22 protein-coding genes are annotated in these 22,579 nt (G+C 69.4%); 11 read left to right on the plus strand and 11 right to left on the minus strand.

The genetic code is table 11. The annotated features are described in order from the left end of the window. Positions 1-26 precede the first annotated feature (26 nt). Positions 27-668 (minus strand): thiaminase II/PqqC family protein, encoded by a 642-nt coding sequence (locus tag IEY88_RS00960; RefSeq protein ID WP_229692977.1) that lies wholly within the window; start codon positions 666-668, stop codon positions 27-29. 68 nt (positions 669-736) lie between these two features. Here IEY88_RS00960 and IEY88_RS00965 point away from each other — a divergent pair, with 68 nt between their 5' ends. After that, positions 737-1,069 (plus strand): DUF6204 family protein, encoded by a 333-nt coding sequence (locus tag IEY88_RS00965; protein WP_189152630.1) that lies wholly within the window; start codon positions 737-739, stop codon positions 1,067-1,069. A gap of 505 nt (positions 1,070-1,574) precedes the next feature. Here the strand turns inward: IEY88_RS00965 and IEY88_RS00970 are convergent. Further along, positions 1,575-3,704: an RICIN domain-containing protein gene (locus tag IEY88_RS00970; RefSeq protein ID WP_229692978.1), complete on the minus strand. Its 2,130-nt coding sequence runs from the start codon at positions 3,702-3,704 to the stop codon at positions 1,575-1,577. Positions 3,705-3,810: 106 nt separating this feature from the next. Between IEY88_RS00970 and IEY88_RS00975 the strand changes: the two genes are divergently transcribed. Together IEY88_RS00975 and IEY88_RS00980 are read left to right on the plus strand one after the other, a co-directional pair. Further along, complete coding sequence (locus IEY88_RS00975) at positions 3,811-4,308, plus strand: winged helix-turn-helix domain-containing protein (protein WP_229692979.1); 498 nt, start codon at positions 3,811-3,813, stop codon at positions 4,306-4,308. Continuing rightward, positions 4,301-4,879, plus strand: a complete 579-nt coding sequence (locus tag IEY88_RS00980) for an SRPBCC family protein (RefSeq protein WP_189152632.1) — start codon at positions 4,301-4,303, stop codon at positions 4,877-4,879. Before IEY88_RS00975 ends, IEY88_RS00980 begins: the two co-directional genes overlap by 8 nt. Here IEY88_RS00980 and IEY88_RS00985 read toward each other — a convergent pair. After that, a complete protein-coding gene (locus IEY88_RS00985) occupies positions 4,843-6,054 on the minus strand; it encodes an FAD-binding protein (protein ID WP_189152633.1) in 1,212 nt (403 codons plus the stop codon). The genes IEY88_RS00980 and IEY88_RS00985 overlap by 37 nt on opposite strands. Positions 6,055-6,171: 117 nt before the next feature. Between IEY88_RS00985 and IEY88_RS00990 the strand changes: the two genes are divergently transcribed. Beyond that, a complete protein-coding gene (locus tag IEY88_RS00990) occupies positions 6,172-7,137 on the plus strand; it encodes a methyltransferase (protein ID WP_189152634.1) in 966 nt (321 codons plus the stop codon). On the opposite strand, the gene IEY88_RS00995 is transcribed toward IEY88_RS00990, so the two are convergent. Next, positions 7,127-7,909: a siderophore-interacting protein gene (locus IEY88_RS00995; RefSeq protein WP_189152635.1), complete on the minus strand. Its 783-nt coding sequence runs from the start codon at positions 7,907-7,909 to the stop codon at positions 7,127-7,129. The two genes, IEY88_RS00990 and IEY88_RS00995, sit on opposite strands and share 11 nt — an antisense overlap. Next, positions 7,906-10,164, minus strand: a complete 2,259-nt coding sequence (locus IEY88_RS01000) for an ATP-binding cassette domain-containing protein (protein ID WP_189152636.1) — start codon at positions 10,162-10,164, stop codon at positions 7,906-7,908. Before IEY88_RS01000 ends, IEY88_RS00995 begins: the two co-directional genes overlap by 4 nt. A 78-nt stretch (positions 10,165-10,242) precedes the next feature. On the opposite strand from IEY88_RS01000, the gene IEY88_RS01005 reads away from it, so the two are divergent. From IEY88_RS01005 to IEY88_RS01020, 4 genes are all read left to right on the plus strand, one after another. Next, the gene (locus tag IEY88_RS01005) at positions 10,243-11,016 is read left to right on the plus strand and encodes a TetR/AcrR family transcriptional regulator (RefSeq protein ID WP_189152637.1); all 774 of its coding nucleotides are present in this window, start codon (positions 10,243-10,245) and stop codon (positions 11,014-11,016) included. Between the two features lie 46 nt (positions 11,017-11,062). Next, a complete protein-coding gene (locus IEY88_RS01010; RefSeq protein ID WP_189152638.1) occupies positions 11,063-11,425 on the plus strand; it encodes a hypothetical protein in 363 nt (120 codons plus the stop codon). Positions 11,426-11,470: 45 nt separating this feature from the next. Further along, positions 11,471-12,499 carry an alpha/beta hydrolase gene (locus tag IEY88_RS01015; protein ID WP_189152639.1) on the plus strand — a complete coding sequence of 343 codons (1,029 nt, stop codon included), beginning with the start codon at positions 11,471-11,473 and terminating at the stop codon, positions 12,497-12,499. Between the two features lie 75 nt (positions 12,500-12,574). Continuing rightward, a complete protein-coding gene (locus IEY88_RS01020) occupies positions 12,575-14,122 on the plus strand; it encodes an outer membrane protein assembly factor BamB family protein (RefSeq protein WP_189152640.1) in 1,548 nt (515 codons plus the stop codon). Here IEY88_RS01020 and IEY88_RS01025 read toward each other — a convergent pair. Both IEY88_RS01025 and IEY88_RS01030 read right to left on the minus strand, forming a co-directional pair. After that, entirely contained in the window at positions 14,102-16,681 is a 2,580-nt protein-coding gene (locus IEY88_RS01025; protein ID WP_189152641.1) for an AfsR/SARP family transcriptional regulator, read from the minus strand. The two genes, IEY88_RS01020 and IEY88_RS01025, sit on opposite strands and share 21 nt — an antisense overlap. A 46-nt stretch (positions 16,682-16,727) precedes the next feature. Continuing rightward, entirely contained in the window at positions 16,728-17,804 is a 1,077-nt protein-coding gene (locus IEY88_RS01030) for an epoxide hydrolase family protein (protein ID WP_189152642.1), read from the minus strand. A 43-nt stretch (positions 17,805-17,847) separates the two neighbouring features. On the opposite strand from IEY88_RS01030, the gene IEY88_RS01035 reads away from it, so the two are divergent. Beyond that, positions 17,848-18,786, plus strand: coding sequence for a helix-turn-helix transcriptional regulator (locus IEY88_RS01035; RefSeq protein WP_189152643.1), 939 nt, complete (start codon positions 17,848-17,850; stop codon positions 18,784-18,786). A gap of 70 nt (positions 18,787-18,856) precedes the next feature. Further along, a complete protein-coding gene (locus IEY88_RS01040; RefSeq protein WP_189152644.1) occupies positions 18,857-19,501 on the plus strand; it encodes a PP2C family protein-serine/threonine phosphatase in 645 nt (214 codons plus the stop codon). On the opposite strand, the gene ku is transcribed toward IEY88_RS01040, so the two are convergent. Next, positions 19,494-20,249 carry a non-homologous end joining protein Ku gene (ku, locus tag IEY88_RS01045; protein ID WP_373294002.1) on the minus strand — a complete coding sequence of 252 codons (756 nt, stop codon included), beginning with the start codon at positions 20,247-20,249 and terminating at the stop codon, positions 19,494-19,496. The genes IEY88_RS01040 and ku overlap by 8 nt on opposite strands. A 105-nt stretch (positions 20,250-20,354) precedes the next feature. Between ku and IEY88_RS01050 the strand changes: the two genes are divergently transcribed. After that, on the plus strand, positions 20,355-20,846 hold the full coding sequence (locus tag IEY88_RS01050) for a metallophosphoesterase family protein (protein ID WP_189152646.1): 492 nt from the start codon (positions 20,355-20,357) through the stop codon (positions 20,844-20,846). On the opposite strand, the gene IEY88_RS01055 is transcribed toward IEY88_RS01050, so the two are convergent. The 3 genes from IEY88_RS01055 to IEY88_RS01065 all read right to left on the minus strand — a co-directional run bounded on the left by IEY88_RS01055 (position 20,801) and on the right by IEY88_RS01065 (position 22,577). Beyond that, on the minus strand, positions 20,801-21,511 hold the full coding sequence (locus IEY88_RS01055; protein ID WP_308425949.1) for an alpha/beta fold hydrolase: 711 nt from the start codon (positions 21,509-21,511) through the stop codon (positions 20,801-20,803). The genes IEY88_RS01050 and IEY88_RS01055 overlap by 46 nt on opposite strands. Before the next feature lie 84 nt (positions 21,512-21,595). Further along, positions 21,596-21,856, minus strand: coding sequence for an immunity protein Imm33 domain-containing protein (locus IEY88_RS01060; RefSeq protein ID WP_189152648.1), 261 nt, complete (start codon positions 21,854-21,856; stop codon positions 21,596-21,598). Positions 21,857-21,947: 91 nt separating this feature from the next. Continuing rightward, positions 21,948-22,577, minus strand: a complete 630-nt coding sequence (locus IEY88_RS01065) for a hypothetical protein (protein ID WP_189152649.1) — start codon at positions 22,575-22,577, stop codon at positions 21,948-21,950. Positions 22,578-22,579 lie beyond the last annotated feature (2 nt).

The raw sequence follows: 22,579 nt of genomic DNA on the forward strand, positions 1-22,579 counted from the left end.
GGGGCGGCTTCGCGCCGCCCCCATCTTCACGCCAGAGTCGACCAGAACTGCAGTTCGTAGGCTTGCAGCAGGCGGCCGTAGCGCCAGGCGTGCTTCGGCTGCCAGCCCGCGTCGAGTGCGGCCTGGATGGCGGCGATCGCGCGGTCTTCGAGTTGTGGTGCGGGAGTGGCGAAGAAGTCGACGAACGCACACGCCTCGTCGCCGAAGCCGTAGTGCTCGCGCAGACCCTTGGCCATGCGCGCGCAGTAGCCGCCCCAGGCGGTGAAATTCGCCAGGATCGCGAGGATCACGTCTGTTGGTTCGCCGTTGAGCGCCATCCACGCCTGGTAGGCGGGGTAGGCCTGGCAACCCGGGAACGGTTCGTAGGCGTGGAAGTCCTTGGCCTGCATGCCGGCCGCCTCGGCCAGCGGTTGCAGCATGTGGAGCACCAGTTCCTCGCCGCCTGCCAGCAGGGTGAAGAACGCCCGTGCGTTCGGCTCGGAGGCCTTGCTGGCCAGGGCTAGGAATGTTCGCCAGTCCGACGACACGATGTGGTTCTCTTCCGCGGCGAACGTCTGGATCACGGCGCGCGGGGCCTGTCCGGTTTCGATCAGTTTCACCACGAGGTTGTCGTGGTCACCGGGGTGCAGCTCCGTCCGGATGCGCGTGACCAGCTCTTTTGCGTTCATGGTCGAGATTGTTCCGCAACTGGGAAATCGTTGGCCAGAGCGGTGGGGATCGGGGAGCATCCTGCGGCGTGGCTGAGCACACTTATCGGGTACTTGTTCGGGGGCGGTTCGCTGACCTCACGGCTGAGCAGCGTTCGTCGCTGCTCGAGCGGTTGCAGGGGTTTGAGTTTCTGAGGGATGCGGGGTTCAGCGAGGGTGGGGCGTTGACGTTCGATGAGAAGCTCGATTTTTTCAGTTATCGGGTGATTTTGGCGGTTGAGGAGAAGCCGGACGAGGCTGGGTTGCGGCGGGCTTCGGCTGCGCTCGATGCGTTGGGGGTGGACTTCAAGGGGTTGAAGGCCAAGGTCACCGACATGGACGAGATGAAGATCAATCGGCCTCGGCGGTTGGGGGCTGGCTGACGCTGGTCGGCTTTTGGTGGTTGGTGCCGGTTCCAGCGGGGTTGGTTGCGTACCTGGGTTTTGGTCGCCTTGCGAGGGTGCTCGCGCGGGTCATGACGGATCAAGGGGCTGCGATTGGGGCTTGACCTTGAGCCTCTGGCGGGATGCGTGACGGCCGGAAAAGGCCGGGCTGAAAAGCGCCCGGCCGTGCCCGTGAGGGTGGCATCCCGCCCCCTCAAGGTAAAGCCCCAATCGCCATTCGAGGCGCTCACCGCAACCAAGGTGCACGAGGTTCACACGGCTCGCTTCGCATCGCCACGCCAGGACTCGTAGGTGGACGGCTTGCGTTGCTGGCTGACCGGTTGGCACCGCGCGCCGGGCTTGCGTCGAGGTTGGCTTGCGTTGGCGAGTGCGGTTGCCGTTGGCGCAGAAGAAACCCATGCCGGTTGCCGTTTGCGAAGAATCCCCGTGCCCGGCCCTTGCGGACCAGACACGGGGATGGTGTTGCGGAGCTGTCAGTGCGTCATCATGGGTAGTTCGCCAGGTACGCCTCGGTGGAGCCAGCTGTGGCCGTGCCGCCCGAGTTGTTGATGATCCGCTGGATGGTTCCCTTGCCGCCTAGGGACACGGTCACCATGCTGTGGAACTTCACGCCTGGGGTGTTCGGCACCTCGAACGCGCGGTCGGCTACCACGGACGGGTTCGCGTTCATGAACGCGTAGCTGCCCAGGCCCCATGCTTCGTGCGTGGTGACGTTGTTCGAGACCTTGTAGGCCGCGTAGCCGCGTGTGGAGCCGTTCATCCAGGCTGCCTGGTTGGGGACTTCGTACGGCATTTCGTTCTGGTAGAAGTACGTTCGGCCGCCTTGGCCGTTCCAGATGGTCTGGTACTTCTGGTAGTGCTCCACGAAGAGGCCGTACATCGTCACGTTGTTGCCGTTGACGATCAGGCCCGTGTCGGCCGTGTTGAGGTCCCAGCCGACGCCGATGGAGTGGTCGCCTCGCCAGAGCCAGAGGTGGTCGCCGATCACGTTGTGGCTGTTGATGATGAGCGAGGTTGTGGCGCGGCCTACTGCCGAGCCGCCGATGCGGGCGTAGACGTCGTGCAGTGACGTCGGGTTGGCGGAGTGGTTGGCGTTGCTGCCCGGCGCGCCGATCTGTGCGAGGAGAGGTGAGTTGGTCGGGGCCGCGTCGATGAGCAGGCCCGCGATCTTCACACCGTCCACATCGGCCACGTCCAGTGCCATGTTGCCGTTGGTGGGCATGACGGTGGCCAGGCCGAGGCCCATCACGACGGTGTCGGGGCGGGTGACGCGGATCGGTTCGCTGACCTGGTGGATGCCTGGCGTGAGGAGCAGGTGCTTGCCGGATGCCAGTTGGGCGTTCGTCGTGGCGGCCGAGGTGCCCGGCTTCGCGATGTAGAAGTTGGAGAGGGGGATGTTCGTGCCCTGCTGGTTGCCTGCTGCCCAGGTGGTGCCGCTGGTGTTGGTGCGCAGGGCCGGGACGAACACGTTGTAGTTGCCGCTGCCGTCGACGTTCAGGAACGGCTTCTCACGGATGAGGGGCGTTTGCGCGACGTTCGTGTAGGGCGGTTCGGGGAACGAGGTCTGCGGTGCGTTGCGGGCGCCCACGAAGACCATGTTCCAGTTCTCGCCGGTCCACGAGCCCCACTCGGTGTTGCGCGACAGCCACTGCTGCTGCGAACCGGAGCGGACCTGGCCCGTGACCACGGAGTCGGCGAGGAAGCCGCCGCTCGACCAGCCGTTGTCGTCGAGCTGCATGTTGCCGTAGGTCTTGGTTCGGCGCATGGCCGACGCCTGCGAGACGGCCCACGTGTTGGTGCCGCTCGGGGGACGGATCGCGAGGTTCTCCGCGCCGCGCCAGAAGTTGTGCGTCGCGTTGCCCTCGAACCAGTCTGCCTCGACGTGCACCTGGCCGTTGATCGTGACGCCGTCCGGCAGCAGGCCCAGGCCGAGGACCTGGGTGAAGAAGCCGATGTTCACGTCGACGTTGTAGTTGCCGGGCTTGAACATGATCGCGTACCGGCGGGCGTCGTACTGGCCCTCCTCCTGCTGGCGGAAGACGTCGTTGAGCCGCGCCTGGATCGTGGCGGCCGGCATCGACGGGTCGAAGACGAGCACGTTCGGGCCGAAGTCGGGCTGGCCCGGCTGCTGCGTGCCGCCGGTCAGGCGGAAGAGCTGTGCGTTGGTCCCGTTGCAGGTGTACTGGACCAGCTGCACGTCGCCGGTGGACGCGCCGGGCACGTCGAGGCACTTGGCGCTGTTGCGGTTCACGAACCGGTAGGTGTCCGTGCCGGCCTGTTCAGGGCGCCATTGCTGGTTGTTCGCGTTGAACGACTGCCACATGTGGACAGCCGCGTTGTCCGCGGTCGACACGTTCGAGACGTCCCAGACCTGGCCCTGGCCGACGGTGAAGTAGCCGTCGCTCGTGGGCGTGAAGGTCCACGTCTGCCCCGAGCAACCTTGTTGGCGGAGCTGCGAGCCGTTGGCCGTTCCCAGCGACTCCACGCACTTGCCGCTGCCCACGTTCGTCACTTGATAAGCGGTTCCGGGCACCACGTCGGCCTGCGCCGCGACCGTCCACACGGGAACGATCGCCGCTGCTGCCAACGCTGCCACCAGCAGGGGGGTTCTCACGGCTCACAGGGTGGGGGTGGTTTGTTGCAACCGTCAACGAACCTAACCGTTTCCGGTCCCGTTCCGGTATTGACAAATGATTTTGTCAAATGAGACTGTGCTAGGCGTGGAGCTGTCGCCGTTGCGCCTGTCGCTGCTGGAGCTGTTGAAGTCGCCCGCCTCGGCGACGCAGCTCGCGGCGGCTCTCGACCTGCCCCGGCAGCGCGTCAACTACCACGTGCGGGCCCTGGAGCAGGCAGGACTCGTCGAGCTGGTCGAGGAACGGCAGCGGCGTGGGTGCGTCGAGCGCGTGCTGCGGGCGAAGCCCGGCCGCGAGATCGCCGCCGGCGTCCAGGACCAGTTCGCCGCGACGCACCTGGTGTCGGTCGCCGAGGACACCGCGCGCGAGGTCGAGCGGATGTCGGGTGCTGCGGCCGGTGCGGGAAAGCGCTTGCTCACGTTCACCGTGGAGGCGACGGTCCGCTTCGGCGAGCCCGGAGCGGTCCACGAGTTCACCAGCGATCTGGCCGAAGCGGTGCGGCAGATCGCCCTGAAGTACGACACCGAGTCAGGCCGCCCGTACCGGGTGGTCGCGATGGGCCATCCCGGAGTAGCAGATGAGTGACGAGGGCGTTCAGATCGAGATCACCGTGGCCGCGCCGGTCGGGGAGGTGTGGGAGTCCTTCCGGAACAAGGAGAAGCTGCGTCACTGGCACGGCTGGGACGCACCGGAGCTCGACGCCGAGATCGACCACATCTTCTTCACGAACGCCGAGGAGGACGGCACCACGCTGGTCGTCCACGGCCACGACACGTTCGCGCTCACGGCCACACCCGAGGGCACGCGCGTGGTGCTGACCCGCGCGCCCCTGGGCACCTCACCCGAGTGGGACGACTACTACGACGACATCACCGAGGGCTGGATCACGTTCCTGCACCAGCTGAAGTTCGCGCACGAGTACCACCCGGGGGAGCAGCGCCGGACGCTGTTCTGGCCGTCCGAGGTCGGTCTCGGTGTGGACGGCAGGACGTTCTTCGAGTCGGCGAACCAGCGCGGTGTCGTGGTCGAGGAGTTCGGTCCCGGCCTCGTGATCACCAGCGCGAAGATGACCGTCGTGACGACCTACGGGTTCTCCGACGACGAGCTGGAGGCGCTGCGTCAGAAGGGCCCGGCCGAGGTGAGCGACCCGAAGTAGCGGGTCAGGAACTCGTTGCGGAAGACGCCTTTCGGGTCGTGCTCGGCGAGCAGCGCCCGGAAGGCGTCCCACTGCGGGTAGCGGGCGGCCAGCAGGGCCGGCGGCACGGTGAAGAGCTTGCCCCAGTGCGGCCGCGGCGCGATCGCCTCCTCCAGGCGGGGGAGCAGCCGCAGCACGGCCGGGGTGTCCGGCACCCACGTGAAGTGGATCGCGATGCTGTCGCGGTCGTAGGCGGGGCTGAGCCACTGCGGTTCGCCGTCGATCGTGCGGATCTCGCAGGCCTGCACGAGCGGTGAGATCACCGTCGACATCTCGGCCAGCGCCCGCAACGCCGTCACCGCGCGGCTGCGGGGCACGAAGTACTCGGTCTGCAGCTCGTCGCCGACGGACGGGGTGAACTCGGCGCGGAAGTGCGGCAGCCGCTCGTGCCACGGGCCGGGCACGCCGCCCTGGAGCGTGCAGCGGGAGGCGGGCTGGCCCGGCACCGGGTGCGCCGGTTCGGTCGCGGGCCGCCCCGGGAACGCGAACTCCTCGTCGCCCACGCGGTGCTTCGCCCACAGCGTCGCGCCACCCTGCCAGTCGACGAACGCGCTCACGCTGTACGCGCCGTCGAAGATCTGCTCGAGCCGGACGAGCAGCGTCGTCCAGGCGACGTCCTCGTAGACCGTCTGCGCGACCTGGAACGTCGGCACCACGTCCAGCGTCACGGTGGTGATGACACCGAGGCCGCCCATCGACACGGGCGCGCCCGCGGAGGCCAGTTCGACGACCGAGCCGTCCCCGCGCAGGACCTCGACGGACCGGACCGCACCGGCGAGCGAGCGCCCGCCAGAGCCGTGCGTGGCAGTGGAGATCGCCCCGGCCACGGTGATGTGAGGCAACGACGGCAGCGTGTGCAGGGCCAGGCCTGCCGCCTCCAGCCGGACCGCCAGTGCCGCGAGCGTCATGCCCGCGCTCACCCGGACCGTGTGGCCGGAGACTTCAAAGACCTCGGGCATGGCCGCCAGCGACACCAGCGTGCCGGTCGTGTCGGCGATCGTGCTGAACGAATGCCCCGACCCGACGACGTGCACGGCCGAGGAACCACGCACGAGCGCACGCAGGTCGTCCGCCGAGGCCGGGCTGACGACCTGGGCCGAGGTGAACGTGACGTTGCCCGCCCAGTTGGTGCTCATACGGACACGGTAAGGGCCGACGCCAGCAATCGTTGTGCGGCCAGCGCTGGAACACGTTCCACTGTTGTTTCAGTGTTGACCAAAACTCAATTGCCCACAGTGGCAGGGTTGGTTCACATGGACACCGACGTGCAGAAGCTTCGAGACATGTCCGGGCTGGTCACGCCGATGGCGTTGCGCGTCGCAGTGACCCTCGGGCTACCGGACCGCCTGAGTGATCGCCCCGCGACCGCAGCCGAGCTCGCACCCGAACTGGAGGTCGACCCGCTCGCCCTTGACCTGCTGCTGGCCCACCTGACGACTCTCGGCGTGATCGAACGAACAGACGCGGGCCACCGCACCACGGACTTCGGCGCGTTGCTGGGCGCGGACGCGGGCAACGGCCTGAACAACCTGCTGCACCACGACTCCGCCGCCGGACGCGCCGACCTGGCGTTCATCGACCTGGTCCACAGCGTCCGCACCGGGAACCCCGCCTACCCGCTCCGGTTCGGGCAGGGCTTCTGGGAGGACCTGGCCGGGCAACCACACCTGCGGGCCGCGTTCGACCGGCAGATGAACGACCGCATGAGCAGGTGGATCCCGCAGGTGGTGGCGGCGTTCGACTGGGCGCGGTCCGGCACGCTCGTCGACGTCGGCGGCGGGCACGGCAGCCTGCTCGCCGCGATCCTGCACGCCCACCCCGGGATGCGCGGCCACCTGGTCGACCTGGAGGAGACCGCGGCCGGCGCCCGCGAGCTGCTCCGGTCGCAGGGGCTCGCGGAACGGACCGAGGTCACCGGCGGCAGCTTCTTCGACCCGTTGCCCCGTGGTGATGCCTGCCTGTTGTTCGACATCCTGCACGACTGGGACGACGAGAACGCGCATCGGATCCTGGCACGCTGCGCCGAGGCGAGCGACCGGGTGCTCGTCGTGGAGTCCCTCGGTGGGAGCAGCGAGTTCGACCTCGTCATGCTCGTGCACTTCGGTGGGCGGGACCGAGGGCTCCACGACTTCGAGCGGCTGGCGTCGCGGCACGGGCTCACGCTCGTGTCCACGACTCAGGTGACCGACGGGCGCACTCTGCTGGAGTTCACTCGCTGAGCGCGGCGATCCGTTCCTGGGCCTCGGCGAGGTCCTCGGTGGTCGGCGCGTCGTCCTGGGTGAGCGCCCGCCGCCAGTAACCGGCGAACTCGATGTCCTTCTTGGACACTCCGAGACCGACGAAGTGCCTGCGCAGCGCACGCACCGTGGAGGCCTCGCCGCCGAGCCACACCCACGTCGACGGCTCGATCTCTGCTGCTTCGACCACCGAGAACAGGTCCTCCCCGGCGCTGCGGTGAACCCACCGCACACCGGAGATGTCCTGTTCCTCCAACGGATCGGCGACCTCGACGAACACGAGCCGTCGCTGGTCCGGGGGCAGCAGCTCGAGCAGCGAGGCGATCGCGGGCAGTGCGGTCTCGTCGCCCGCGAACACCAGCAGGCCGGCGGTGCCGAGCGGGCGGGCGTAGTCGGGGGAGGGGCCGAACCTCCCGATGACGTCACCGGGCTGTGCGCGGGCGGCCCAGCTCGACGCCGGTCCGTTGTCGCCGTGCAGCACGAAGTCGACGGTCAGCACCCCGCCGGCCAGCGACCGGACGGTGAAGCTGCGCATCCACGGCCGTTCGGCGTCGGGCATGGCCAGATAAGCCTGGTACCAGGTGCCGACGTCCGGGGCGTCCGAGACGTGCGCCGACCCGCCCGGCTTGGGGAACAACAGCTTGAGCTGCTGGTCCGGCCAGGTGCCGATCTCGTCGAGTCCGGGACCGGTGAACGTCATCCGGGTCATGCGCGGGGTCAGCGGTGCGACCGAGGTCACCGTCAGCAGGCTCATGACAGGTACTCCCTGAGGTGCCGGGCGGTCAGCGTGTCCGAAGTGGACACGAGCTCGCCGGGGGTGCCGGAGAAGACGACCTGGCCGCCGTCGTGGCCCGCGCCCGGACCCAGGTCGACGATCCAGTCGGCGTGCGCCATCACGGCGAGGTGGTGCTCGATCACGATGACCGTGTTGCCGGCGTCGATCAGCTGGTCCAGCAGCCCGAGCAGCTGGTCGACGTCGGCGAGGTGCAGGCCGGACGTCGGCTCGTCCAGCACGTACGTCGAGGCCTTCTCCGCCATGTGGATGGCGAGCTTCAGCCGTTGCCGTTCACCGCCGGACAACGTCGTGAGCGGCTGGCCGAGCGAGAGGTACGACAGTCCGACGTCGTGCAGGCGGCTGAGCACGGCGTGGGCCTGGCCGGACGGGAAGAAGTCGCGGGCGTCGGCGACGGACATGCCGAGCACCTCGCTGATGTTCTTGCCCCGCAACGTGTAGCGCAGCACCTCGGGCGTGAACCGCTTGCCCTCGCACTTCTCGCAGACCGTGGCGACGCCGGCCATCATGGCGAGGTCGGTGTAGACGAGCCCGATGCCCTTGCAGTTCTCGCACGCGCCTTCGGAGTTCGCGCTGAACAACGCGGCTTTCACGCCGTTGGCCTTGGCGAACGCGGTCCGCACGGAGTCGAGCAGGCCGGTGTAGGTGGCGGGGTTGGACCGGCGCGAGCCGCGGATCGGTGACTGGTCGACCGTCACGACGTCCTTGCGGCGCCGCAACGAGCCGTGGATGAGCGACGACTTGCCGGAGCCCGCGACGCCGGTGACGACGGTCAGCACGCCGAGCGGCAGGTCGACCGAGACGTCCTTGAGGTTGTTGGTGCGGGCGCCGCTGATCGTCAGGAAGCCCTTCGGGGTGCGGAACTCCGGCCGCAGCTTGGCCCGGTGGTCGAGGTGCCGGCCGGTCAGCGTGCCGGACGCGCGCAGGCCCGCCACGTCGCCGGAGTAGCACAGGTGGCCGCCGTTGACGCCCGCGCCGGGGCCGAGGTCGACGACGTGGTCGGCGATCTCGATGGTCTCCGGCTTGTGCTCCACGACGAGGACGGTGTTCCCCTTGTCGCGCAGGCGGAGCAGGAGGTCGTTCATCCGCTGGATGTCGTGCGGGTGCAGGCCGACGGTCGGTTCGTCGAACACGTAGGTGATGTCGGTGAGCGAGGATCCCAGGTGCCGCACCATCTTCACGCGCTGCGACTCGCCGCCGGACAGCGTGCCGGACTCGCGGTCGAGGGAGAGGTAGCCGAGGCCGATCTCCACCAGCGAGTCGAGCGTGCCCCGCAGCGTGGCGAGCAGCGGTGCGACCGACGGGTCGTCGATGGAGTGCACGAACCGCGCGAGGTCGCTGATCTGCATCGCGCAGCAGTCCGCGATGTTCACGCCCTTGATCTTCGAGTTCAGGGCGGCCTGGTTGATGCGGGCGCCCCGGCAGTCCGGGCAGGTGGCGAACGTGACGGCCTTGTCCACGAACGCGCGGATGTGCGGCTGCATGGACTCGCGGTCTTTGGACAGGATCGTGCGCTGCAGCTTCGCGATCAGGCCGTCGTAGGTGACGTTGCTGCCGCCGACGTTCAGCTTCGTCGTCGGCTTGTGGAGGAAGTCGTGCAGCTGCTGTTCGGTGAACGTGCTGATCGGCTGGTCCGCCGGGAAGAGGCCGGAGTTGGCGAGGACCTGCCAGTACCAGGTGCCGACGCCGTAGTTCGGGGCGTCGATCGCGCCGTCGTTCAACGACTTGCTCTTGTCGACGATCGCGTCCACGTCGATGGTCGTGACCTTGCCGAGGCCCTCGCAGGCCGGGCACATGCCCTCGGGCAGGTTGAAGCTGAACGCGCCGGACGTGCCGACGTGCGGCTCACCGAGGCGGCTGAAGACGATGCGGAGCATGGTGTGCGCGTCGGTGGCGGTGCCGACGGTGGACCGCGAGTTCGCGCCCATCCGTTCCTGGTCGACGATGATCGCCGCGCTCAGGTTGTGCAGCGCGTCCACGTCCGGGCGGCCGATCGACGGCATGAAGGACTGCAGGAACGCGGTGTAGGTCTCGTTGATCATGCGCTGGGACTCGGCCGCGATCGTGCCGAACACCAGCGAGGACTTCCCGGAGCCGGACACGCCGGTGAAGACGGTCAGGCGGCGCTTGGGGACGTCGAGCGAGACGTCCGCGAGGTTGTTCTCCCTGGCCCCTCTGACCTGGATCCAGTCATGGCTGTCCGCGACAGCGTTCACGCTGCTTCCCCCAAAGATTGTTTATGTCGTAAAGTATCGACCGAACGAGGTTACTTTACGTCGTAAGGAGTCGCAACCGTGGTCGTCTACGCAGGTCAGGGCGACCCACGCCGGTCCATCGAACTGCTCTGGCGCGCGTCGGTCGCGGAGCAGCGGCCCGGGCCGAAGCCGGGGCTGAGCGTGGACACGATCGTCGACGCTGCCATCGAGGTCGCCGACGAACAGGGCATGGCGTTCTCGATGCGCGCGGTGGGGGAGCGGCTCGGGCGCACGGCCATGGCGCTCTACACGTACGTGCCGGGCAAGAACGAGCTGGTCGACCTCATGTACGACCGGGCGATGGCCGAGCTGCCGGCGACGTACTCGACGGAGGACGGCTGGCGGCCCGCTGTGACGCGGTGGGCGCACGACATGTGGGAGTTCTACGGCCGTCATCCCTGGATGCTGCAGGTGTCGCAGGCCCGTCCGGTGCTCGGCCCGCACGAGTTCGCGGTGATCGAGGCGCTGGCCGCGATCCTGGTGCCGACCGGTCTGCCCGGACGTGAGCTGCGCGGGATCGTCGGTGCGCTCCACTACTTCGTGCGCGGCGCGGCCCAGACCGTCGCCGAGGCCCGTGCCGCCGGCCGTGCGACCGGGGAGGGCGACGAGGAGTGGTGGTACGCGCGGTCGGCCGTGCTGGCGGAACTCGAGCCCGACCTGGACAAGAAGTTCCCGATGCTGCACCTTCTCGAGAACGATCGGGAGCCGATCGATCCGGAACTGCCCTATCTGGAGAACGACGCCGTCGAGAACTTCCGCGGCGGATTGAAAGTCCTCCTCGACGGTGTCGAGGGCGCTGTAGCGAAACCGTGACGTAGTCCGGACGTTCAGCGCACACGAACTCGATGAGATCGTGACCATGGTTTCCGGCAGAGTCCTTGTTGCCGTGGCGTGTGCCCTGGTGCTGACCGCGCCGAGCACCGCCGCCGCTCCCTCGCAGGACGACCACCGCCCCGCGACCATGACGATGACGTACCGCGTCGGCGATCTCGCCGCGGTCGTGCACGCGCCACGCACCCTCGTCGGGGTGCGGCCGCTGGTGCTCACCTCCGACCTCGCCGCGCAGGCGCTGGTACGACGAGGCGTCGTGGTGGTGCGGGTGACCGATCCGTCGGCGCTGGAGCGCCACCGCGAGCTGTGGCGTGAGCTGGGTTCGGGCACCGGGCCGCTCGCGCCGAGGTTCGGCGGGTTCGCCGGCCACTTCTCCTTGGCACAACCGTGACGACGTCCGCACAGGACGTCCGCAAGTTCTCGATGGGATCACCTCATGGCAATCGGAAAAGCCGCGGCCGCCTTCGTGATGGCGATGGTGCTGGCCGCGCCGACCAGTTCCGCGGCCGACCACGGCTCCGGCGTCAGGAAGGTCGAGTACTCGCTCGGTGATCGGGCATTCCAGGTGCCCGGCTTTCACAGCACACCAGGAGGTCCTGTCGCGGACCTCGAACTCACCGCGGTCGTGCACGCGCCGCGCACGCTCGTCGGCAAGCGCCCGCTGGTGCTGCTCGCGCACGGCTACTGGAAGCCGTGCGGCAACGACGAATGGGTCTGGCCGTGTCCGGCAGGGGACGCGTTCCCGAGCTACCGCGGGTACGACTACCTCGCCGAGGAACTGGCGCGGCAGGGTTTCGTGGTCGTGTCGGTGAGCGTGAACGGCGTCAACGCGGGGGAGATGGGGGAGATCGCGGACGTCGCCAGGGCCGCGGTGATGAGCAAGCACCTGGAGATGTGGCGTGATCTCAACGAGGGCAAGGGGCCGTTGAGGCTGCCGGGGTTCCGCGGGCACGTCGACCTCGCGAACGTCGGCACGCTCGGGCACTCGCGCGGTGGCCGTGGCGCGGTCTACCAGGCGTCCGACCAGCACGTCGCCGAACTGCCGGCCGGGGTGAGGATCAGGGCCGTGCTGCCGCTGGCACCCGCCGACTACTACGCGCCGGACCCGGAGGCACCGGAGAACCTCGACTACCGCATCACGAAGATCCCGTTCGCGGTCATGACCGGCAGCTGCGACGGCGCGGTCAGCGGTACCTCCTTCATCGAGAACGCGAAGGGTCGCAACATCGTCCCGATCCACGCTGTCACGCCGAAGAACGCCAACCACAACTACTTCAACACCGAATGGTCCTACGACGACGACAGCACCTGCCCGGCCACCGCGCTCACCCCCGAGCAGCAACGCAGGGTCGCCACGACCTACGTCCCGGCGTTCTTCCAGCAGTACCTCAACGGGCGGCGCAACCCGGTCGTCAGCCGGGGTTTCCCAGGCGTCGGCGTCGTGACGCATCAACCGATCGGTTAGGCATTTCGGAGACTTTGGATTGACGCGTCCCCCTTCCACCACTGCCAGGCTGGGTGGCGGAAGGGGGAAAATTCCATGCTCAGGACAACCGCGCTGCTCACCGCGGCGCTCGTAGTGCTGACCAGTTCGCCCGCTCAGGCCCACGGGAACGGCGACTGGTCCGGCTGGGCCAAGGACCTCAACGGCACTCGGCACCAGTCCGCGGAATGGCGCATCAACGCGGGCAACGCCGGCAAGCTCAAGCTGAAGTGGGCGTTCGCCTACACCAAGGGCGTCTACAACGGCGTGCGCAGCCAGCCCGCCGTCGTGGGGAACACGATCTACTTCGGTGGCCCCGACGGGAAGTTCTACGCCCGTGACGCGCGCACCGGCCGTGCGAAATGGGAGTACACGCTCCCGCAGGCGGACCGGTACGCGTTCAACTCGGACGGCCCGACGGTGGCCGACGGCAAGGTGTTCTTCGGGGACAGCGCGAGCAGGTTCTTCGCGCTAGACCAGCGCACCGGCCGCCTCGAGTGGCAGGTGCAGCTCGACACCGGCATCGCGTCGATGACCACCAGCTCTCCGATCGTCTACAACGGACTGGTGTACGTCGGCACGTCCAGCAGCGAGAACATGCTGCCGAACACGCACGACTGCTGCACGTTCCGCGGCCACATCGACGCCTACGACATCGACACCGGTGCGATGGTCTGGCGTCACTACACGGTGCCCGAACCGGTCCAGGTCGGCACGTGGCCCAACGGTGCCAAGCGGTTCGAGCCGTCCGGTGTCGGGGTGTGGAGCTCGCCGGTGATCGACCGCAGGACCGGCACGCTCTATGTCGGCACGGGCCAGAACTACACGGGCAAGGGCGGCGAGTTCGACTCGCTGCTGGCGCTGAACGCCCGCACCGGCGCGGTGAGGTGGACCAACCAGGTCACCGACGCCGACACGTGGCGCGACGCGTGCAACCAGCCCGACGCCGAGGGGTACTGCCCGGGCCTCAAGGACGGCACGAACCTCGACTACGACATCGGCGCGACGCCGAACCTGTTCACCGTCAACGGCAGGCAGCTCGTCGGTGTCGGCCAGAAGTCCGGTGTGTACCACGTGTTCGACGCCTCGACGGGGCAGGTCGTGTGGCGCCGTCAGCTCGGCGTGCCGCTGCCCAGCGGTGGCATCTCGGGCATCCAGTGGGGGTCGAGCTACGACGGCAAGCGGCTCTACATCGCGACCTACTACGCCGATCCCGGCAAGCTGTTCGCTGTGGACCCCGGCACCGGCACCGTCCTGTGGGAGACCCCGGCACCCGCCGACGGCTGCTCCACGGGAGGTGCGGCCGGCCAGCCCGGTTGTTACCAGGCACACGGTGTGCCGGTGTCCAGCTCACCCGGTGTGGTGTGGCTGGGGGCGCTGGACGGCAAGTTCCGCGCGTACAACGCGAGGACCGGCCAGATCATCTGGTCGCACGACACCATCCAGGACGTCCGCGGTGTCAACGGTGTGACCGGGCGCGGCGGCACGCTCGCCGGACCCGGTACGGGCGCGGTGGTGTCGGACGGGATGGTCTACGTGCAGTCGGGTTACTCGTCGGGGTACGAGAACCCGCACGGCCACGTGCTACTGGCCTTCGGCCTGTAGTTTCGCCCGCACCCCGTCGGCCGGAAGGCCCGCGCGGGTGCGCAGTTCGACCGCTTTGCGCCAGGCCTCTCGAGCCGGCCCGGCGGCACCCGCGGCAGCGTGGGTGTCGCCGAGCTGTTCGCAGGCGTTGGCTTCGAGCGGCAGGTCGCCGCCGAGCCGGAACATCTCCGACGAGCGGGTGAACGCTTCCGCGGCCTTCGCGTGATCGCCCAGCCCGAGGTAGCCGGTGCCCAGGTTGTCCCACGCCTCGGCCTGGCCGATCAGGTGGTCCATCTCCCGCCACATCAGCATCGCGCGTTCGGCGTGCTCGACGGTCTCCGCGTACCGGCCCAGCTTGCCGTGGCCCCACGCGAGCCCGGTCAGCGCGTTGGCCTGGCCGTAGGAGTCGCCGCACTCCTCGAACAACGCGAGCCCGCGCCGCGTGTGCTCCATCGCCTCTTCGATCCGGTCGTCCGGGCACAGCATCGCGATGTTCAGCAGCACCCCGGCCTGACCCGCGGGGTTGCCCTCGTAGACCTCGAACGCCCGGTGCAGCGCGGCGGTCGCCTCGTCGGGCCGGTGCACGCGGCTCAGGCCGCGGCCCAGGTTGATCAGCGAACGGCCGAGGCCGTCGGTGTCGTCGAGCTGTTCCACGGCGGCGACCGCGAGTTGTTGCGACGTCAGCAGGTCCTGGTAGTGGGCCTGGCGGGCCAGGGCGTCGGCGAGGGACCAGCCCATGAGCCACGTCTGCGCCGCCGTGCCGTGGGGCATCGCCGCCATCAGCGCCGGGTGCTCGGTCATGAGCCACGCCAGCGCTTCCTCGTGCGTGCCGAACTCGAGGACCACCACGCCGGGAGCGGGTCGCGGGGTGGCCGGGCGGTGGCGGCTCGGCGTGTAGGCGACACCGGCCTCGACGCTCGTCAGCGCCAGGTGGTCGAGCAGCCGGTGCAGGGCCTCGTCGCGTTCGCTGTCCAGGGCCAGTTCGGCCGCGTAGTCGCGCAGCAGGTCGTGACAGGTGAACCGGCCCGGTTGCGGTTCGTCGATCAGGTTCGCCGTCGCGAGCTCGGTGAGCAGCGCCTGGGTCTCCGTCACGTCCAGCGCGGCCAGGGACGCGGCGCCGGCGAGGCTGATGTCCGAGCCCGGCATCAGTCCGAGCAACCGGAACAGCCGCAGCGCGGCGGGGCTCAACGCCTTGCAGGAATGCGAGAACACCGAACGCAGGTCCGCCGTGACGTCATCGTCGTCGGCGAACGCGTCGAGGTCGGCCAGTTCGTCCGCGAGTGCCGCCAGCGGGAACTCCGGCTGCGTCGCCGCCCGGGCCCCGGCGACCGCGAGGGCGAGCGGCAGGCGGGCGCAGCGGCGGACCACGGTGTCGACCGCGTCCGGTTCGGCCCGCGCCCGGTCGTGGCCGATGCGGGCGGCCAGCAGCGCGCGGGCGTCGTCGGGTGGCAGCAAACCCAGTGGCAAACGCTTGGCGTGGGCCGGTTTGAGCGATGTGCGGCTCGTGATCACCACGTGCGCGTGCGGCGTGCGCGGCAGCAGCGGCTCGACCTGGTCCGCGTCCGTCGCGTTGTCCAGCACCATGAGCACCCGCTTGTCCGCGAGCGCGTCCCGCAGCAGCGCCGACTGGCCCGCGAGGTCGTGCGGCACCTGGGCGCGCGGTACGTCGAGCGCCGCGAGGAACCGCAGCAGCGCGTCACCAGGACTCACCGCGGCGCCGCTCGGGCCGAAGCCGTGCAGGTTCACGTAGAGCTGGCCGTCCGGGAACCGGTCCATCACCTGGTGCGCCCAGTGCACGGCCAGCGACGTCTTGCCCACGCCACCGGTGCCCGTGATCACCACGACGCCGTTCGGTGCCTGGTCGAGCTCCGCGAGTTCGAGCGCCCGGCCGGTGAACGGCTTGGGCGCGGCCGGCAGCTGGCGCGGTGCGGAGGCGGCCCGCAGCCGCCGGTGGAGCGTCGTGAGGTGCCGGGACGGTTCGGCGCCCAGCTCACCGGCCAGCTCCGAGCGCACGACCTCGAAGTGCCGCAACGCCTCCGCCGCGCGTCCGCTGCCGTGCAACGCCTCGATCAGCTGGCCGGCGATCCGCTCGTCCAGCGGGCGTGCGGCGGCGAGCGCCCGCAGTTCGGGGACCAGCTTCGCGTGCTCGCCCGACGCCAGCCGCTCGTCGACGTCGTCGAGCCGTGCCGCGAGCAGTTCCTCCGCGAAGTCCGCGCGCAGCTGCCGGGCCCACGGAGTGTCCACTGTGGACAAGGGCTCGCCCTGGACGAGCTCCAGCGCGTCGGCGGTCCTCCCGGCGCGCACCAGGTGCCGGAACAGGTGCAGGTCGATCTCCAGTGGGTCGACCCGCAGCACGTAGCCGCCGCGGTCGCGTTCCACCAGGCCGGGCAACGTCTGCCGCAGGCGCGTCAGCCACGTCTGCACCCTCGCGCGGGCGCGGGGCGGCGGAGTGTCGCCCAGCACCCGCGCGACGAGTTCCTCGGCGCTCACGGTCTGGCCCGCGTCGACGAGCAGCACGCCGAGCAGGGCGCCGAGGCGCGTCGGACCGAACTCGGTCGCGCCGAACACCGTGAACCGCACGGTGATCACCGTAGCCGCTCCGGCCCCGCGGGCACCCTCGCGTCAGCTACCGGAGGAACGCCTCCCGCAGTTCCCCGACCATCAGCTCCGGCACCTCCAACGCCGCGAAGTGGCCTCCTCGCGGCATCTCCGTCCACCGCGCGATGGTGTGGTTGCGCTCGGCCATCCGCCGGATCGGCACGCCCGCGTCGTGCGGGAACACCGCCACCGACGTCGGTGTGGTGGAGTGCGGCTCCAGTTCGCCCCAAGCCTCGTAGCCCTCCTGGTAGTAGCGCGCCGACGAGCCCGCGGTCCGGGTGAACCAGAAGATCGAGGCGTTCGTCAGCAGCGCGTCGAGGGGTACCCCGATTTCCGGGTCGCTCCACGTGTGGAAGGCCCACTCGATCCACTCCAGCTGCGCGACCGGCGAGTCGGTCAGCGCGTGGGCGACCGACTGCGGCCGTGTGCTCTGCATCGCGACGTAACCGAACTGCTCGAAGTCGTACCGGTAAGCCTTTTCCACAGACCGCTGCTCGGCTTCGACGCTCAGATCGGCCGTCTCCTGCGTGACGCCGGCGGAGAAGATCTGGTTGAGGTGGACGGCCCTGACCTCGTCGCGCAGGCTGAGCAGGCGGGTGAGCATGGCACCGTAGTCGAAGCCGTGTGCGACGTACCGGTGGTAGCCGAGGCGCTTCATCAGCTCGGAGACCATGTCCGCGACGCGCGCGATCGTCCAGCCGAGTTGCTCGGTGGGGCCGGGGAAGCCGAAGCCGGGCGTCGACGGGATCACGAGGTGGAAGTCGCGGCTGAGCGGTTCGATCATCTGCTCGAACGCGAAGCACGTGGTCGGCCAGCCGTGGGCGAGCAGCAGCGGCTCCGCGTTCGGGTTCGGGCTGGTGACGTGCAGGAAGTGCAGCCGCCGGCCGTTGATCTCGGTGACGAACTGGGGGATCTCGTTCAGCCGCCGCTCCTGCTCGCGCCAGTCGAAGTCGCGCCAGTGCTGGACGAGCTCCTTCAACCGTGCCTGCGGCGTGCCCTGGGCCCAGCCCGCGCCTTCGGGGTCGTTCGGCCAGCGGGTCTGGTCGAGGCGGCGGTGCAGGTCGTCGAGGTCGGCCTGCGGGATGTTGATCTCGAACGGCTTCATGACTGGAACGCTATTCGGCCTGTAGGACAGTTATGGTCCTACAGTGTCCTCAGCTCGTTTGCTCAAGTTGCTCGGTCTGCTGCAGTCGCGCCGTGAGTGGTCCGGTTCGGAACTCGCGGAGCGGCTGGAGGTCACCACACGCACCGTGCGGCGTGACGTCGACCGGCTCCGTTCGCTGGACTACCCGGTGCACGCGTCGATGGGCACGTCCGGCGGTGGCTACCGGCTCGGGTCGGGTGCGCAGCTGCCGCCGTTGCTGCTGGACGACGACGAGGCCGTCGCCGTTGCGGTAGGGCTGCGCACGGCGAGTGGCATCGAGAACATCGGAGAGACGGCCGTGCGCGCGTTGCTCAAGGTAGAGCAGGTGCTGCCGTCCGCGGTGCGGCACCGGGTCGCGGCGCTGGACATCTCGACGGTGCCGCACACGGGTTCGGGACCGGTGGTGGACGCGTCGCTGCTGACGTTGGTGGGCACGGCCTGCCGCGACCGGCAGCGGATCCGGTTCTCCTACGTCGGGCACGCGGGGAAGGAGTCCGAGCGCTCGGTCGAACCGCACCGGCTCGTGACGTGGGGCCGGCGCTGGTATCTGGTCGCCTGGGACGTGCTGCGCGAGGACTGGCGGACATTTCGGCTCGATCGGATGAGCGCGCGGACCCCGTTGGGTGCCCGCTTCACACCCCGTGAGATCCCGGGCGGTGACGCGGGGGCGTTCGTGGCCGCGCGAGTCGCCGATCGGTGGCCGGTGCAGGGCGTCGTGCGACTCAGCGTGCCCGCTTCCGAGGCTCAGGAGTGGCGCAGCTACGGCGAGGTTTTGGCTGTGGACGAAACGTCGTGCCATGTGCGCGTCGGGGGCGAGACGATGGACGACGTGGTGTTCATGCTCGCGAGCATCACGGTCGAGTTCGAGGTCGTCTCCCCGCCGGAACTGTCCGCCGCGTTGCTCCGGGCAGCGGACCGGTTTCGCCGGGCGGCGAAGTTCTAGAGAACTTCTCAGGGTCCTGACAGCAGACTCCCAGGCGTACAAGGCTCAGTGGAGGTCAGGGAGGTCCGCCATGCTGATCGATCACACGGTGCCACTGGGCACCGCGCTCACCGTGACCCACGCGTCGGAACGTGGACCGCGCAAGCACAACGCCGACGCTTTCGCCGTGGGCCGCCGCACGTTCGTGGTCGCCGACGGCGTGGGCGACTCCTCCGCCGCCGCCGAAGCCGCGTGGGCCGCCGCCCGTGCCGCCGCGTTGGTGGTCGACCCGGTCTCGGCGATCCTCGCCGCCCGTGACGCCCTCCAGGTGCATTCCGGCGACGCGGTGATCGTCGTCGCCACAGCCCGTCCCGAGGGAGGCTTCGACGTGGCCTGGGCCGGCGACTCCCGCGCGTACGCCTCCAGCGGCCCGGACCTCGTCCAGCTCACCACCGACCACACGGTCGCCCAGTACTTCCGCGAGCGAAGCCTCGTTCCCGCACCGCGGCTGGAGCACGTTGTCACCAACACGGTCCGCCACGCGACGTTGCAGAACATCGGCCGTGCGTCAACGCGCGCTCCTAGGATCGCCCTCGTGTCCGACGGCATCTACGGACCGTTGGGGCACAACGGGATTCGAGCGATCATGTCCGGCCACGTCTCGGCGGAGCGTCTGGTGCGTGCGGCCCTGTACGCGCGTGGCACCGACAACGCGACGGCGCTGGTCGTCAGCTGACCTTCCGCTTCTTCTTGCTGGCCTCGACGCTGCGCTGCAAGGCCTCCATGAGGTCCACGACGTCCGTGGACGCGGCCGGCTCGTCCTCGACCTTGACCTTGCGGCCCTTCTGCTTGGCCTTGATCAGCTTGTTCACCCGCGCGGTGTAGGTGTCGCGGTAGTCCTTAGGCCGCCAGTCGTCGGCCATCGACTCGACCAGCGACACCGCCATGTCCAGCTCCTTGCCGCGCGGCGCCCGGCCCTCCGGCGTGACGTCGAGCACGTCCTTCGGCTTGCGGATCTCGTCGGCGAAGAACAGCGTGTGCACGGCGAGAATGCCGTTGTCCTCTTTGAGCGCGGTGAGGTACTGCTTGCCGCGCATCACGAACATGGCGATGCCCGCCCGGTTCGTCTTCTTCATCGCCTGCGCGAGGAGCAGGTAGGGGCGGGAGAAGTCGGCCTTGGCCGGCCCCAGCCAGTACGTCTTCTGGAAGTGCACCGGGTCGATCTCGTCGATGTCGACGAACGCCTCGATGTCGAGCGTGCGGCTGCGGCCCGGCGCGATCTCGTCCAGTTCCTCGGGCTCGACGATGACGTACTCGCCGTTGTCCAGTTCGTGGCCCTTCACGATCTTGTCGTAGGGGACCTCACGACCGGTGCGCTCGTTGACCCGCTTGTAGCGGATGCGGTCCGACGTACCTCGTTGGAACTGGTTGAAGTGGACGGTGTGGTCCTCGGTCGCGCTGAACAGCTGCACCGGGATGCTCACCAGCCCGAAACTGATGGAACCGCTCCAGATCGACCTCGCCATGCAGGTCAAGTACCCGGTTGGAGGGGAGGTTACTCGTCTTCCCGTGATTGCTACGGTCGCGCGGTGAGAGTCGTCGTGCTGTCCGACACCCATGCGCCGCGGTTCTGGAAGCGGTGCCCTCCGGCCGTGGCCGAGCACTTGCGGTCAGCTGATCTGATCCTGCACGGGGGAGACGTCTGCGTGGCTCCCGTGCTCGACGAGCTGGCGCAGTACGCACCGGTCATCGCCGTCTGCGGCAACAACGACGGGCCCGACGTGGTGGCCTGGGGCGCGCCGGACGTCGTCGAGTCCGACATCGACGGCGTGCCGTTCGCGATGATCCACGACAGCGGCCAGAAGACAGGCCGGATGACGAGGATGCGCCGCCGGTTCCCCGCCGCGCGCCTCGTCGTGTTCGGGCACTCGCACATCCCGTGGGACGAGGAGGAGGACGGCGTGCGGGTGTTCAACCCCGGCTCGCCGACCGACAAACGACGTCAGCCGCAGGGCACGATCGGCCTGCTGGAGGTTCAGGACGGCGCGCTGCTCGACGCCCGGATCGTGCCGGTCACCTGAGCCCAGGCCGCGAGCCGCGGGCCGAGCACCTCGTAGACGGCGGGGTCGAACCCCATGCCGGTGTGGGTGCTGCCGACCTCGACGCACTCGGCGCACGGGTCCTGGCACAGCTCCCACGGCACGACGCCGTCCGAGCGGGAGAAGATCGAGATCGCGGGCACCCGCAACGGCTCGGCGAGCATCTTCACGTGCTCGTCGTAGCAGGGGCCGCGCAGGCAGTCGTCGTCGAGCAGTCCGGGCACTCCCGCCGAGGCGAGGCGGGTGAGGAACCGGGCGATGCGCATGGCACGCGGGTGCGCTCCCGTCGGGTCGAGCACGGGGCTGCCGAGCATGGCCAGGCCGTGCACCAGATCGGGGCGCAGGGCCGCGACGAGACGACCGAGCCAGCCGCCACGGCTCTGACCGAACAGGACCACCGGACGCCCGGTCCGCTCGGCGTGCTCCTCGGTGCGGTGCAGCAGTTTCGCGAGCAGGTCCCCGGTGCAGCCGACGGTCAGCCCGACCCCGGCGCTCACCGGCGCGAAACCGCGGGCGCGCAACCACGAGGCCGCCGGCAGCAGGCTCACGTCACCCGCGCCGAAACCGGGCACGAGCACGACGCCCAAGCCCTGCCCCAGCTTCGGATCGGTGTTCCGCCACACCGGGTGCCGCAGCAGCCTGGGCACACTCCACAGTGCGCGGACGACACCTTCCCTTGCGGTAGCACGAGATCCGTCGGTCATGCTCTGGGTTTGCCGGGCTCTCGCCGGTTAAACGCGCTTCACCGGGACGAGGCCGTTCGCCGTTCTCTCGAACGCGGCACCGACCGGCTGCTCGAACAGCGGTTCCAGCTCCTCGTCGGCGAAGAGGAGCTCGCGCAACGGGACCAGCACGGCCTCGTCCCGGTGCTCCGGCGTCTCGTCGCCCGCGAACACCCGCCAGCCGCTGTCCTGTTCGGACTCCGGCTTCTCCCGGTGCAGCCGGCCGGCCGGTTCGCCGTCCCGCGCCACCCGTGCCGAGACGACGGCCACCCTCAGCCCGAGTCCCGCAACGCCTCCAGCTCCTGGTGCAGCGCCGACACCTCGTCCCAGGTGAGGTCGGCCCACCCGCGTTCGTCGTCCGTCACGGCAGGCCGCACCGAGGGTCGTCGGACGATTCGTCGTGTCGCCAGCCGCTGAGGGCCGTCGCGTCGGCGAACAGCAGGCGCGCCTCGTCCACCAGCACGTGGCCGCACTGGACCGACTCGGCCACCTCGCCCTTCGCGCACTCCACCCACACCGAGTGCCACCGCTCGGCGTACTGGCCCTCCATGCGCTCGTCCAGCACCTGCGACGGTCCGGCCGGCAGACCGCGCACCGCCACGGCCCAAGCGCCGTGGAACGGCACCACGGCACCCTCCGGCTGCGCGTCGAGCAGCGTGCGCACGCGGGTGGCGTGCGGCATGCGCGGGACCTGCCGGACGGACGCGTCGAGCCCCGTCCTCGCCACCGCGGAACCCAGGCCGTCGAGGTCCACGTCGAACGCGTACCAGCCGCTCATCGAGGCGAGGTCCAGCGCACGGACCGCTTCCGCGGCCTGCGGGCCCACGATCTCGACGTCGGCGGCCGCGTTCGCCCGCTCGACGACGTGATCGGGCGCGTCACCCTCCTCCAGCAGCGGCGGCCGATCGCCCGACCAGATCCGGAGCAGACCGAAGTCGATCAGCAGCAGCTCACCCGACGGAAAGGACGCGGTGCCCAGCAGTTCCGGCATGC

The organism is Lentzea pudingi (assembly GCF_014646255.1).
In the GTDB taxonomy this organism is placed as follows: domain Bacteria; phylum Actinomycetota; class Actinomycetes; order Mycobacteriales; family Pseudonocardiaceae; genus Lentzea; species Lentzea pudingi.